Here is a 12,989-nt window from a genome sequence, read left to right as displayed (position 1 = left end):
ATTATGTATTTTTTATAATTATTTTGTGAAGTTTTCTACAAACACAAAAATTCATTAGTTAGGGAGATCTGTAAATGAATAATAAAGCATTGATCATTATCGATTATACGAATGATTTTGTAGCAGCTGATGGTTCATTAACATGTGGGAAACCTGCCCAAGAAATTGAACAAAGTATCATTCAAATAACGAATAACTTTTTGAAACAAGATGATTATGTTGTATTTGCTGTTGATGTGCATGATCTGTATGACCATTTACACCCTGAAACAAAATTATTTCCGCCTCATAATATCCGACACACTAATGGAAGGAATTTATTTGGAGGATTACAGGATATATTTGAGGAGTCCAAAGACCTTTCTAACGTCCATTGGATGGATAAAACAAGATATTCGTCATTCGCAGGTACTGATCTTGAAATAAAGCTAAGAGAACGTAATATTAGTGAACTTCATTTAATCGGAGTATGTACTGATATTTGTGTATTACATACAGCAGTTGATGCTTATAATAAGGGGTATAAATTAGTCATTCATAGTAATGCTGTAGCCAGTTTTAACGCAGCAGGTCATGAATGGGCTTTAAGTCACTTTAAAAACTCATTAGGGGCGGAAATACGATGAATACAAATTTTCATGATAATAGCCTTGCCTTACATACAGATTTATACCAAATTAATATGGCCGAAACTTATTGGGGAGACAATATTCACAATAGAAAAGCAGTCTTTGAATTATACTTTCGAAAACTTCCATTTGGAAATGGCTATGCTATTTTTGCTGGTTTAGAAAAAATCATTCACTATCTTCAGAACTTTTCATTCAGTCAATCTGATTTAGAATATCTTAAGAATGAACTAGGCTATGAAGCTGAATTTCTTGAGTATTTATCTACAGTGAAATTTACTGGAACGGTTAAAGCTCTACTTGAAGGAGAATTGGTTTTTTCAAATGAACCAATTTTACGAATTGAAGCACCACTTCTTGAAGCTCAATTAATTGAAACGGCTTTATTAAATATCGTAAATTACCAAACTTTAATCGCAACAAAAGCTTCTCGTATTAAACATATCGTTGGTGAAGATACACTAATGGAATTTGGTACTAGGCGTGCACAAGAGTTTGATGCAGCCATTTGGGGAGCTAGAGCTGCGTTTATTGGTGGCTTTCATGCTACTAGTAATGTAAGAGCAGGTAAATTATTTAATATACCTGTTTCAGGCACACATGCTCACGCGCTAGTTCAAGCATATCGAGATGAGTATATTGCATTTAAGAAATACGCAGATCGACATTATCAATGTACTTTTTTAGTTGATACTTACGATACGCTTAAAAGTGGAGTTCCTAATGCCATAAAAGTTGCTAAGGAATTAGGAGATAAAATCAACTTTGCAGGAATTAGATTAGATAGCGGTGACTTAGCGTATTTGTCTAAGGAAGCACGAAAAATGCTTGATGAAGCTGGCTTTACAAACACTAAAATTATTGCTTCAAATGATTTAGATGAATATACGATATTAAATTTAAAATCCCAAGGAGCTAAAATTGACTCTTGGGGTATTGGAACAAAACTAATTACAGCATATGATCAACCTGCTTTAGGGGCTGTTTATAAATTAGTCAGTATTGAAGATGAAAATGGACAAATGGTTGATACAATTAAAATCTCTCAAAATCCAGAAAAAGTAACGACACCTGGTTATAAAAAACTGTATCGGATTATTAACACTATTAATCATCATGCTGAAGCAGATTATATTGCGTTGGATGATGAAAATCCAGAATCAGAAGAAAAAATTAAATTATTTCACCCAATCCATACATATATCAGTAAGTTTGTGACACATTTTGAAGCGAGAGAGCTCCATCATGAAATTTTTCAGAATGGTGAATTGGTTTATTCAATTCCAAATATTAAAGATGTTCAAGTATTTGCCGAAGAAAATCTATCATTACTTTGGGAAGAATATAAACGTGCATTGAATCCTGAAGAATATCCGGTAGATTTAAGTGAGAAATGTTGGAATAACAAAATGGAGAAAATAGCGGAAGCTAGGAGAAAGACTGAGGAATTAAAGAATGGCTAAGATCGGAATATATGGTAGCTCATTTGATCCTATCACAAATGTTCATTTATGGACTGCGAGTACAATTGCCCATCGTTGTAAGTTAGATAAAGTCATTTTCTTACCTTGCTCTTCAAAACGTCGAGATAAGCAATTACATAATACAGATGAACATAGATGGAATATGTTGAGTTTAGCTATAAAAAATAATCCAAAATTCATTGCTGATAATTACGAAATGAATAAAGAAGCTTGGGAAGTTTTTACTTATTATACAATGAATCATTTTAAATCTACCTTCCAAGATGATGAAGTTTATTTCATCATGGGAGCTGATCTTTTAGAAGACATTGCAGATGGCAAATGGAAATACGGTGACCAGTTAGTATCTGAAAATAAATTTATTGTAATGGCCCGTGATGGAATTGATATGCTTAAAACAATTTCACGTTCCCCTCTTTTAAGAAATAATGACAATGGTACAAGATTTCATCTGATAGATAAGGGTTTAGCAATGGAGATTAGTTCTACCTATATTCGTGAAGAATTCGCAAAAGGTGGAGAGCCTAGATATTTATTGCCTGAAGAATGTTATGCATATATTAAGAAGCACAATTTATATCAACAAAAGGAGAATGAAGATTGAATACATTGCAAAAAGAAATTGTTGAAGAAATGAAAGTAAAGCCTGTAATTGATCCAAAAGAAGAGGTCAGAATAAGCATCGATTTTCTTAAAAACTATTTAAAGAAACATACATTTTTAAATGGATTTGTTTTAGGTATTTCAGGTGGTCAAGACTCTACATTAACCGGTAAACTTGCACAGCTTGCGATTAATGAATTAAATGAAGAACAATCAGAAAAGAAATATATCTTTATTGCTGTAAGACTTCCATACGGTGTTCAAATGGATGAAGACGATTGTCAACTCGCTCTTCAATTTATTCAACCGACAGAAACGTATACAGTAAATGTCAAAGCAGCTGTAGATGCAAGTGTAGCAACATTAAAGTCGGTTGGTATTGAATTAACGGACTTTGCAAAAGGCAATGAAAAAGCTCGTGAGCGTATGAAAGTTCAATATAGTATTGCTGCGATGAAAGGCTGTGTCGTTTTAGGAACTGACCATTCAGCAGAAGCAATTACTGGATTTTATACGAAATATGGTGATGGAGGCGCTGACCTTACGCCAATATTCCGTCTTAATAAAAGACAAGGTAAAATGCTATTAAAAGAATTAAATTGCCCTCCAAAATTATATGAAAAAGTTCCGACTGCTGATTTAGAAGAAGACCGACCACAATTGGCAGATGAAGTGGCATTAGGTGTTACTTATGATGATATTGATGATTACTTAGAGGGTAAAGAAATAAATGCTGATTCCCAATCTAAAATTGAATCATGGTTTAATAAATCAAGACATAAAAGACAAATGCCTTACACTGTATTTGATCAATTTTAAGTTTTAAATGCAACCAACAAAAGCTGCCATTTGATTTTGGCAGCTTTTTTATCGTTTGATTTAGGCTCGTGTTACAAAGCTTGTAGCTTCTTTTTTTGATAAATATAAACATTGATCTGCAATAGCCATTAATTTTGATATGTCTACTTTTTTTGTGTCCACGATTCCACAAGATATATTAACAATTGTATTCTGATCTAGTCTAATTTCTTCACATTTAGCAATTAACTCATTAACGATATCGGCAGTTTCTACTAGGTTACTCTCAGTAAATAATATGCCAAATTCATCTCCACCAAATCTAAATGCAAATGCATTATTTGGTATAACATTTTGAAGAATCTCACCTACTTGAATTAATACTTCATCCCCTTTTTCATGTCCGAATTGATCATTTATTTTTTTAAATTTGTCTATATCAAACATTAAAAAAGTATGGACCGTATGTTCACTATTTAGTTGTGCGATCATTTTATTCCAGAAATAACGATTATATAAACCTGTTAAGGAATCTTTTATGATAAATGTTTCAAGATCAACAACATAAGAAAGGAATTTTGCCAGTCTTGTCAGTATACTAATTGTCTTTTGATCAAAAAGAAATGGTTCTTTGTTTTGGGCACAAACCGTCCCAAATACAATGCCATTTTTTAATATGATAGGTACTCCCGCATACGAACACATTTTATTGGTAATTGTAGCATTGAGAAATTTTACTCGTTCGTCTACTAAGCTGTTTACAATAAGAACTGGTTCATTCCCTTGAAGAGTGTACTGACAATACGTCTCCTCAATAGGCATAATAATACCTTCATCTAGAAAAATTTTGTTTTTTACTTTTAATACCTTTAAGATCTTCTCATCAATAAAGCTAACAAAAAACTCATGTTTTCCAATTAAATCATTGGCCATTTGCAAAATATCATTTGCAACATCTTCAAAGTTAAATGCATCTTCCACTGGATATCTTTTCATTCATCTTTCTCCTGAACTTTATATCATTTCTTAATACTTATTGTATCAAATTTTTCTTAATAGAAAGACAACTAATATCATCAAAAAAATATTTTCTTTCGTAATATTGGATATGATACTTAAAATTGGAGAAGGTATTAATACAGTTACATTAGAAAGGAATGAAATTATACTATGTGGGCTTTATTTATTATACTTTTAGTATTATGGCTACTAGGATTTTTTGTTTTCCATATTACAGGGTGGTTAATACATCTTGTATTAATTATCGCAATTATCGTATTCTTGGTTCGCCTATTTAAACGAAAAACATAAACTAATTTCTCGTACTTGAGCTTGTTAATTACAAGCTCTTTTTTTGAGTTCTTTTACAATTTTCATAAAACCTTTAAATAGAGAATGCGTTGATTTCTCTGTACCTAGTTCATCTGATAATCTGTCCGAACTTTGTTTGATATTTAAAATAAATAAACTCTTTTCCACTTCAGGGTGCTCGCTTTTTGCGGGGCATGATCATCAGATATATTACTTAAACAAATATTCTCTTCTATCTATCACTGGCAATGAATAAACTTCTATGAATATGATTAAATTCTAAAGGGGAGTCATTATGCCAGATGTTAGTCAGGAAAGTCCTTTAACTATGGAGCAAATGCTTCAAACGATTCGAACAGGATTACCTAAAACATTGGTACCTAAAAATATAACTGTAGTCGGTGCTGGGATTTCTGGATTGGTAACGGCTTCTCTGTTAAAAGAGGCCGGGCATAACGTCACTATATTAGAAGCAAATAATCGTGTCGGTGGACGCATATTTACCAATCGATCATCATTTTATAGTGGACAGTATGTCGAGCTTGGTGCAATGAGAATTCCTTCAATTCATTTACTCGTACTTGAATATATTAAAAAGTTTAACTTACCAATTGAAGAATTCATAAATAGTACGCCAAATGATATTATTTACGTCAATGGCGTTCGTACAATTCAATCAATATACGAAGAAGATCCAGATATACTAGAGTTTCCAACAGCTCTAAATGAAAAAGGAAAAACTGCTGATGCCTTAGCCAAATATGCTATGGAGCCTATAACTAGTTTTATCGAAAAAAATCCAAAACAAAATTGGGATATCATCATTAAAGAATTTGATCGTTACTCTATGGAGTATTATTTAAAATATAATCCATTTGGTAGAAGATTATCCGTTGGTGCGATTGATATGATCAAGGTTATGCTGGGGCTTGAGGGGTTTCCAGAGCTTTCATTTACTGCACTTCTTCGGGAAGTCATGATTTTATTTACTGAAGGACTTAAGTTTTATGAAATTAAGGGAGGAAACGATCACCTTCCCGCTTCCTTTCTCCCACAATTAAGTGAAAATCTTTACTTCAATCAAAAGATGCGAAGAATTGAACAAATTGATTCTCACGTAACGATTCATACTGTAGATACAAAAACATCACAACGTTATACAACAACATCAGACCTCGCCATTATTACAATTCCATTTTCATTATTAAACTTTGTCGAGGTTACCCCGCATGATTTATTTTCATATAACAAATACAAAGCAATTAGACAGTTACACTATGTAGCATCTACAAAAATAGCATTACAATTTAGAACAAGATTTTGGGAAAAAGAAGGATTTGTTGGCGGAAAAATGATTTCCGACTTACCAGTACGTTATGCTTACTTTCCTAGTCAATCAGTTGGTACAGAAAGCCCTGGTGTGCTTTTAGCAAGCTATACATGGGAAGATAACGCAACACTTTGGGATAGCTTGACTGAACAGGAGAAAATTGCAGATTCACTCGAAAATCTCGCTTATATATATGGTCCAAAAATATATGATGAGTACCTTACTGGAACAAGTTTTAGCTGGGCTGAAAACCCGTTTTCTGGTGGTGCATTTGCGATATTCAAACCAGATCAACAGACAGAAATTGCCCCTTACATTCAAACACCGCAAGGAAGCATACACTTTGCAGGAGATCATACCTCAACAACACCGGGCTGGATACAAGGCGCTATTGAGTCAGGCATTAGGGTTGCATATGAAGTAAATGATTTACCTAAGTTATCGGATAGTCATGAAACAGAAAACGAAGCAAAATAAATAAAACAAGCCTGTTCTATAAACATACAGGCTTGTTTTTTATTGATAAATCATCCTATTTTCAAATATCCTACTGTCGGTACAAATGAATATCCTTGATTCATAATCATATTCGTTAATTCTGTTGTATCATTTTCTTTTAATTGATGAAATAAATGATACTGAACTTGTAAATTTTTCTTGCCTTTTAAGATTGCATTTAAGTATATTAACTCAATATCTAAACTTGGAATTCTGTATGTAAGATTAGTTGTTAACCTATTTGTAATTAATTGTTGAAATTGTATATCAGCTTCATCTGCTAGCATATTTCCGCTCTTTATCTCATTCATATAATTGGATTGTTTAGTTGAAAGCTCATTAACCACATATTCAATTTCTTTTTTCGATAATGTCCTTGTATCTCTAATTGGCAGAGACGGTTTATCAGAAGGTCCTTTACTAAATAACTGCCTTAAATACTGAATCATCTGTACTATCCTTTCTTACATTCATCATTTTTTATCATTTGAATTACGTTCATTACCTCGTTTAAAATTTCCCGTCACTTTTGCTAAAATTAACTGTACCTCTTTTTCATTAGCAGCAGCATTTAATTTACTTATGATCCGCTCAGCCTCTTTCCCCTTTAAAGTCGTTACGGGCTTTCCACACCAATCAATAAATACATTATTGTTTTTTGTAACTCGATATGTGAAAATTTCCTCATCTAACCTATTTCTTTTATCAATATTAACCAAATGAAATCACCTTTTATTTAAATGTATTACAATTCAACCAGACTACCTTCTTCTAATAATTCCTTACTTCTTCTAAATCTCTCTACATTACGAACTTATCGTTTCTCGATCATCTTTACTATTAGGTTGTGATATGACTAAAAACTCAATTTCCGCTTCAGAGTGATTAAACATTTGATGTGGGATTTGTGGTGCTACTTCAATACCTTCATTTTGCGATAAATCAAATATTTCTCCATTTACTTCAATTGATGCTAAACCTTTTAATACAAAGAAAAATTGTCTAGATTTATGATGATAATGTCTTACTTCTTGTGTATTTGGCGGCATTCTCTCATGAATAACGCTAATATTATTATTTTTAACGAGATGCCAACCATCACAATTTCCGCCCCAAATATAGTGTTCTGCATTTGTTTTACTGATTTTCATTCATATAACCCCTACCGGAAACTTTTAAAATTCTATTACAATACTTACATTCGGTACGGTTTTCGTTTATTCCTTGCATGCTATCGAACAAAACACTATTTTTTGACAAATAACATTTTCTCATTTATTTCTCCCAAAGCTCAATCCATCTTCCTTCAGGATCTGCAATCCATATGAAGGTGCCGTATTCACTTACTTCCGGCTCTTTAAGGAGTGTTACACCAAGTTTATTGAAATGCTCGATCCACTCGTTTATATTTTCTACTTGAAAGTTTAACATCACAGACTGTTCTTTCGGAAAATACTCGCTTTCTTCCTTAAATAACGAAAATATTGTTTCGTTGTCTGCATCTGGTTTTACAATCGTACCATTCCAATCTCCCATTGAAATACCTAAAACCTCGTTATACCAATTCTTCAAAGTTTGTGCGTCTTGTGTTCTCCAAAATATTCCACCGAAACCTTTTATTCTCATATCACAATCCTCCAATTTAGAATAATGTATAAATTTTCCACTTAGCTTAATCATATCAAATTGTGTGTCCTTATTTAAGTCACTTATTTTCCTAAGAAAGTATTAAGCTTTTTTAGTAATCTCTTAATTAGATAAAAAAATGCAGATTCAGTTTTATGAATCTGCTTTGTTACGTTTAACTTCTTTGCTGTATAATCTTTTCATTATCTTTCACAAGCGAAACCGTCATGGTCACGGTCCATATTAGACTCATAAGCTGTATGATTTTTGGGAACCCCGTTAGGATACACTTTTCTCAAATCAGTACAGTTTTCAAATTCTTTTATTTTCTTGTTAGTAGGTTTAGGAGTTGTTCCTGATTGGCTGCTCCATAAACCAACTTTTTGTCTCTCTGCATTTGCTTGTAAATCTCTTAATTCAGCTTCATAAGAATATGTGCCATAGTCATAGAACTTTTCAACATATCCTTTTTTAATGATTTCTCTTTGTAATAACTTACCATCGATCCAAATCCAAGCAAGTGTTCGATCATACTTATCTTTCTTTGGACCATCATATTGTAATTGAATCTCGTTGGCACTTTTTAAAAGATTACAAGTATATGCTGCAGCTTCTTTACCATAAGGTTCAACGGTTCTCGTACTTTCAGGCGTATCGATATAAAGAAACCTAGTTGTTCCTACTTTTGTAAATGTTGCCGTATCACCGTCTATGCATTTTGTTAGCTCAACAGTAACTTGTTCCCCTGCCGTAGCTTGAACTGTCTTGTTCTCTTGACTACAACCGGAAATCCCAAGTATTGCAATTAATATGATGATAAACATGTTCTTCATGATGTTCCCCCATTTAATACATAGTCCACTTATTTTAACAAGAAAAAATAAGAATGTAAGTGTTATGCGGGGAAATTTTATATTTTCGATTGATTTTTCTATATTTATTAGGTTTAATAGAAAAAGTAATTGTTTTTAACTATATAAAGACCTCCATAAATAAAAAGTTACATAAGCCTCCCAGCCGACCCAATTTTTAGCGAGTTCTTTGATTTCTTCGATTGTAGGTTTTTTATTTAACGCAAGCTGAATTTTTAGCGCATTATGTATTCCAACGTCAGCAATGGGAAAAGCTACGCGTTCCTTTAAACACTTCATTAACACATAGTCAGCAGTCCAATTTCCAATTCCACGAATACTGATTAAATGTTTGCATTTCTGTGCATAATCTCCACTGTCTATTATCAATTCTTTTGAAAGGTTGCCGTCTGACATTAATTTGGCAATCCCAATCACATATTCTGCCTTTCTTTGAGTAAATTGAAGACTTGTTAAATCAGAGATTTCTAATTTTGCAATGACATTCGGATTTGGAAATAGAAAGTATACTTCATCGTGCCAGCTAAATTTTTCTCCATATTTTTCTACAAATCTTCTTTTCAACGTATAAGCAAACGTTAAATTAATTTGCTGACCCATAATTGCCCAACATAAAGCCTCAAACAAGTCTGGTATGCCGATTAAACGAAGCCCATAATATTTTTCAATCAACGAATCTAACAGATCATCCTTTTTTCCAAGTTCATAAAAATGAGTTAAATCCCGATCCAAGTCAAATAAATCCCAAATATAGCTGGCTGCTTGTAATTTTATTTCTACATTAGAAGGTTGATTTTGAAATTCGATAAGTAGATTTCCATTTTCTTCGTAAACCCTAATTAAAACCATTTCGTTATTTATTTTCATTAATTTAATAAAAGAATGATCTACTACACTGTGCAAAACCTCATTATTCGATCTGCCTAAAAAGATTAAACACTCATTAAAACGAAAATCTTCAGGTGGATTGATGACAATATTTTTTCGTTCATCAAGAAATATATTGTTTTTTGCTCCCTTGTTTTCCTTATTCATGACATTCACCTTCTATCCTTCTTGTGTTTTGAAGACAAAATCATAAAGAGACACTACCGCCTCATAGTAATGTCTCTTAACAAATTTATTCTTCATTTTTTGGTGTACTATTTTTCATTACAGATTTACTGTTTTTTTACTTCGATGTGCTACATGTTTTTTTTGTGATAAATAACTATGCAAGATCATTCCTACCATTATAACCAACATACCAACCCAGGATATAATAGAAGGAATCGGTGCAGAAAGTAAGAGAATTTCACCCGCAACAGCAAATAATACTTCCATTGATTGAGTTGCTTCAACCGCTCCTAATTTTTGCATATCTCTCTTAACAAGTTCTGTTGCCTGAAAAAATAGCGTAGTGGCAATTACACCGGAGGAAACTGCAACTATTAAAGATTGAACCGTTTGGTCTCTACTTGGTAGCCCCTCCGTACCTATTCCGTATATAGATAAAACAATCCATATTGGTAGACTTGCAATTGTCATTCCTAAAACCCTCTGATAAACATCCAGTTTTCCATCACATAGTTCCATCATTTTACGATTCCCTAATGGGTATGCAAAAGAAGCAATGATGACGGGTATGATTCCAAATAAAACTGTTTTGATTGAAAGTTTAGTAGCTAATTCTACTTGCATCATGACAATACCTACTAATATTAGTATAGACATGCCTAAGCCTTTAAATGGTATTTTCATTCTAATCTTTTTTATTCCATTGGGTGTATTAATTGTCATAAAGAATAATGGTGTAAGAAGTGAACCAGATAGGATTGTAATTTGCCATGAGCTAGCAATTAACCAACCAGGTGAGTATATCGCTGCAAAGCAAATTGGTGCATAAAATAATCCAAATCCAATAGATGACCATAAGATCCAACTACCAAAATGTTTTTTCATATGTTCAAATAACTCTTTAGTATTTTTTCGTAGGAAAACAATTGTCAATAAAAATGGCACCATAAAAAAGTAACGTAATGAAGCGCTCCAGATCCAGCTACCGCCTGATAATTCCATGGAACGATTTAAAATAAACGTAATCGAGAAAAAAAATGCCGATAAAATCCCTAGTACAACTGGTCTCATGACCTCACCTCAATCTATCAGTGACTTCAGATTTTTAAATTGTATTCATTGTAACATCTTCATCTAATTATATGTACTCCACCAATCCACCAATCCATTCCGATTAAATCGAATCGGCTGCTTTTCCCTTCCAATACATCTAAACCATTTTGTGTAATTTCCAATATCGCAGTAGAGATTGGATGTTCAAAATTAGGCAAATTTGAATCTGATGTTATTAATGGGTATTTTCCAAGCATTAATTCGTTTAATAATGAAGCAAAATAAAAATCACTAATTCCATCATATAATCTGGAACTAGAAACTTTGTTAAATAGTTGATTGAACTGAAGCTTGCCCTCCCTAAGAAGTGATAAAGCTATGTGTTCTACTTCATTTAATCCTGAATCAGTAGAGGGAAAATAGCTTACATGTGACATCATCGCTTGTTTAAGAAATGGAAGTTCGTGTTTTTGATTTTGAATCCACTTTTTCAAATGTTCTGGGTCATTCGATTGATAAGCTTTCCATACTGTTATTGCTTCCTCAATCTGTTTAGTTGTTACAGTTTTCTTATTTGGTAAAAGTTCAATTAATTGATTTGTTGTTAATTGAGCTAGTCCATGAAAAGGTTCAATACCCGGATACCGATCTATACTTACTAACGAAATGTCTTGAAAACCTAATGAAGATAGCTCTGTCAAAAGATAAATCATCATAATTTGATCATACCGATCATGCTCAAACCAAAGTACAACTTCTTCCTTATTTGACAATTCTTTAAGATGATTAAATTGATCCATACAATTCTTCACAAAAAACGATGATGGAATCTTGCATTTTTGTTCGAAGAAACTTGCTCTATTTTGATAAAGCTCTTCGTTTGACCACATTAAGTTAAAAGGGCCAACATCATACATCTCTCGCCAAACAATTACTTTTTCTAGATTAAGTTTGTTTCCAACTACATCTCCGTTTACGATATGTATCAAATTTCTACCACCCTTTATTAGAATTTTCATGATCTCATTTAGTTGAATATCATTTTAAAATTACTAATTCTAATTCTCCATAACTATTCTTTATTCCTTGTACATGTGAAATTAAAAGCCTTTCCAAACAAAAAACCATCTGATCACAGATGGTTTCTAAATCCATATTCGTATTAGTCTCTTTTTTGTTTTTTTCTAGAAGATGACTTTTCTACACCAGTTTCACTTGTAGTTGTACCTTGACCTTGAACATGCGATGATCCTAGTCCAATTCTAGAAGGATCTTTTTTTGTTTTTCCCATTTCACACACCTCCACTTTTACTTTTTCTATTATGAAACATCTTTATTCTAAGAATATTTTTCCTAAAAATAGTAAATCTTATATTCCTGAGGAGGTGTTTACGAATGGCAAAAATTGGAGTAGAGCAATCTTTAACAAATGTACAACAAGTATTACGTGAAAAAGGTCATGAAGTTATTGAACTAAAACAGGAATCTGATGCAAATGGTTGTGATTGCTGCGTTGTTACAGGTCTTGATTCAAATGTAATGGGTATGCAAAATGTATCAACACAAGGATCTGTAATTGAAGCAAGCGGACTAACTGCAGAGGAAGTTTGTCAACAAGTTGAAAGCAGATTTCAATAATACTGTAAACTACCAGCCATATTAAAAAGTATGAAGAATCATTCCAATTAAAGGGTAAGCAAAATTTTAATAGAAATTTTGCTTACCCTTT

17 protein-coding genes are annotated in these 12,989 nt (G+C 32.6%); 7 read left to right on the top strand and 10 right to left on the bottom strand.

From position 1 onward, the window contains the following. Positions 1-74: 74 nt before the first annotated feature. Genes V7056_RS16575 through nadE form a run of 4 tightly spaced genes read left to right on the top strand, consistent with a single transcriptional unit; the run spans position 75 to position 3,535 of the window. Complete coding sequence (locus V7056_RS16575) at positions 75-626, top strand: cysteine hydrolase family protein (RefSeq protein ID WP_499703522.1); 552 nt, start codon at positions 75-77, stop codon at positions 624-626. Beyond that, complete coding sequence (locus V7056_RS16570) at positions 623-2,092, top strand: nicotinate phosphoribosyltransferase (protein WP_499703521.1); 1,470 nt, start codon at positions 623-625, stop codon at positions 2,090-2,092. Before V7056_RS16575 ends, V7056_RS16570 begins: the two co-directional genes overlap by 4 nt. Then, complete coding sequence (gene nadD / locus V7056_RS16565) at positions 2,085-2,717, top strand: nicotinate-nucleotide adenylyltransferase (protein WP_499703520.1); 633 nt, start codon at positions 2,085-2,087, stop codon at positions 2,715-2,717. The genes V7056_RS16570 and nadD overlap by 8 nt, the downstream gene beginning before the upstream one ends. Beyond that, positions 2,714-3,535, top strand: a complete 822-nt coding sequence (nadE, locus tag V7056_RS16560) for an NAD(+) synthase (RefSeq protein WP_499703519.1) — start codon at positions 2,714-2,716, stop codon at positions 3,533-3,535. Before nadD ends, nadE begins: the two co-directional genes overlap by 4 nt. A 60-nt stretch (positions 3,536-3,595) precedes the next feature. Here nadE and V7056_RS16555 read toward each other — a convergent pair whose 3' ends face one another. After that, positions 3,596-4,510: a sensor domain-containing diguanylate cyclase gene (locus V7056_RS16555; RefSeq protein ID WP_499703518.1), complete on the bottom strand. Its 915-nt coding sequence runs from the start codon at positions 4,508-4,510 to the stop codon at positions 3,596-3,598. 174 nt (positions 4,511-4,684) lie between these two features. Here V7056_RS16555 and V7056_RS16550 point away from each other — a divergent pair, with 174 nt between their 5' ends. Further along, positions 4,685-4,825: a lmo0937 family membrane protein gene (locus tag V7056_RS16550; protein ID WP_142283084.1), complete on the top strand. Its 141-nt coding sequence runs from the start codon at positions 4,685-4,687 to the stop codon at positions 4,823-4,825. 295 nt (positions 4,826-5,120) lie between these two features. After that, complete coding sequence (locus V7056_RS16545; protein ID WP_499703517.1) at positions 5,121-6,632, top strand: flavin monoamine oxidase family protein; 1,512 nt, start codon at positions 5,121-5,123, stop codon at positions 6,630-6,632. Between the two features lie 50 nt (positions 6,633-6,682). Here the strand turns inward: V7056_RS16545 and V7056_RS16540 are convergent, their stop codons facing one another. The 9 genes from V7056_RS16540 to V7056_RS16500 form a co-directional block, all read right to left on the bottom strand. Continuing rightward, positions 6,683-7,102: a hypothetical protein gene (locus V7056_RS16540; protein WP_499703516.1), complete on the bottom strand. Its 420-nt coding sequence runs from the start codon at positions 7,100-7,102 to the stop codon at positions 6,683-6,685. A gap of 24 nt (positions 7,103-7,126) precedes the next feature. Then, entirely contained in the window at positions 7,127-7,372 is a 246-nt protein-coding gene (locus V7056_RS16535) for a hypothetical protein (RefSeq protein ID WP_499703515.1), read from the bottom strand. Between the two features lie 87 nt (positions 7,373-7,459). Beyond that, complete coding sequence (locus tag V7056_RS16530) at positions 7,460-7,804, bottom strand: cupin domain-containing protein (protein WP_499703514.1); 345 nt, start codon at positions 7,802-7,804, stop codon at positions 7,460-7,462. Between the two features lie 124 nt (positions 7,805-7,928). Continuing rightward, entirely contained in the window at positions 7,929-8,279 is a 351-nt protein-coding gene (locus V7056_RS16525; protein WP_499703513.1) for a VOC family protein, read from the bottom strand. Between the two features lie 203 nt (positions 8,280-8,482). Next, the gene (locus V7056_RS16520) at positions 8,483-9,112 is read right to left on the bottom strand and encodes a thermonuclease family protein (protein WP_499703512.1); all 630 of its coding nucleotides are present in this window, start codon (positions 9,110-9,112) and stop codon (positions 8,483-8,485) included. 135 nt (positions 9,113-9,247) lie between these two features. After that, the gene (locus V7056_RS16515; protein ID WP_499703511.1) at positions 9,248-10,186 is read right to left on the bottom strand and encodes a DNA-3-methyladenine glycosylase family protein; all 939 of its coding nucleotides are present in this window, start codon (positions 10,184-10,186) and stop codon (positions 9,248-9,250) included. A gap of 117 nt (positions 10,187-10,303) precedes the next feature. Beyond that, positions 10,304-11,278, bottom strand: a complete 975-nt coding sequence (locus V7056_RS16510) for a DMT family transporter (RefSeq protein WP_499703510.1) — start codon at positions 11,276-11,278, stop codon at positions 10,304-10,306. 59 nt (positions 11,279-11,337) lie between these two features. After that, on the bottom strand, positions 11,338-12,249 hold the full coding sequence (locus V7056_RS16505; protein WP_499703509.1) for a DUF1835 domain-containing protein: 912 nt from the start codon (positions 12,247-12,249) through the stop codon (positions 11,338-11,340). Positions 12,250-12,422: 173 nt separating this feature from the next. Next, entirely contained in the window at positions 12,423-12,551 is a 129-nt protein-coding gene (locus V7056_RS16500) for a YuzL family protein (protein WP_087999824.1), read from the bottom strand. A gap of 104 nt (positions 12,552-12,655) precedes the next feature. Between V7056_RS16500 and V7056_RS16495 the strand changes: the two genes are divergently transcribed. Continuing rightward, positions 12,656-12,898 (top strand): YkuS family protein, encoded by a 243-nt coding sequence (locus tag V7056_RS16495; protein ID WP_087999823.1) that lies wholly within the window; start codon positions 12,656-12,658, stop codon positions 12,896-12,898. Positions 12,899-12,989 lie beyond the last annotated feature (91 nt).

Source organism: Bacillus sp. JJ664, from assembly GCF_036962205.1.
Classification (GTDB): Bacteria; Bacillota; Bacilli; order Bacillales; family Bacillaceae_G; genus Gottfriedia.
This window is presented reverse-complemented; position numbering and strand designations above follow the sequence as displayed.

What these genes read in the sequence shown, in the direction of transcription:
- V7056_RS16515 (WP_499703511.1), bottom strand. Translation starts at nt 10,186, where the DNA reads ATGAATAAGGAAAACAAGGGAGCAAAAAACAATATATTTCTTGATGAA.
- V7056_RS16540 (WP_499703516.1), bottom strand. Translation starts at nt 7,102, where the DNA reads ATGATTCAGTATTTAAGGCAGTTATTTAGTAAAGGACCTTCTGATAAA.
- V7056_RS16510 (WP_499703510.1), bottom strand. Translation starts at nt 11,278, where the DNA reads ATGAGACCAGTTGTACTAGGGATTTTATCGGCATTTTTTTTCTCGATT.
- V7056_RS16570 (WP_499703521.1), top strand. Translation starts at nt 623, where the DNA reads ATGAATACAAATTTTCATGATAATAGCCTTGCCTTACATACAGATTTA.
- V7056_RS16530 (WP_499703514.1), bottom strand. Translation starts at nt 7,804, where the DNA reads ATGAAAATCAGTAAAACAAATGCAGAACACTATATTTGGGGCGGAAAT.
- V7056_RS16545 (WP_499703517.1), top strand. Translation starts at nt 5,121, where the DNA reads ATGCCAGATGTTAGTCAGGAAAGTCCTTTAACTATGGAGCAAATGCTT.
- nadD (WP_499703520.1), top strand. Translation starts at nt 2,085, where the DNA reads ATGGCTAAGATCGGAATATATGGTAGCTCATTTGATCCTATCACAAAT.
- V7056_RS16525 (WP_499703513.1), bottom strand. Translation starts at nt 8,279, where the DNA reads ATGAGAATAAAAGGTTTCGGTGGAATATTTTGGAGAACACAAGACGCA.
- V7056_RS16550 (WP_142283084.1), top strand. Translation starts at nt 4,685, where the DNA reads ATGTGGGCTTTATTTATTATACTTTTAGTATTATGGCTACTAGGATTT.
- V7056_RS16520 (WP_499703512.1), bottom strand. Translation starts at nt 9,112, where the DNA reads ATGAAGAACATGTTTATCATCATATTAATTGCAATACTTGGGATTTCC.
- V7056_RS16555 (WP_499703518.1), bottom strand. Translation starts at nt 4,510, where the DNA reads ATGAAAAGATATCCAGTGGAAGATGCATTTAACTTTGAAGATGTTGCA.
- V7056_RS16575 (WP_499703522.1), top strand. Translation starts at nt 75, where the DNA reads ATGAATAATAAAGCATTGATCATTATCGATTATACGAATGATTTTGTA.
- V7056_RS16495 (WP_087999823.1), top strand. Translation starts at nt 12,656, where the DNA reads ATGGCAAAAATTGGAGTAGAGCAATCTTTAACAAATGTACAACAAGTA.
- V7056_RS16500 (WP_087999824.1), bottom strand. Translation starts at nt 12,551, where the DNA reads ATGGGAAAAACAAAAAAAGATCCTTCTAGAATTGGACTAGGATCATCG.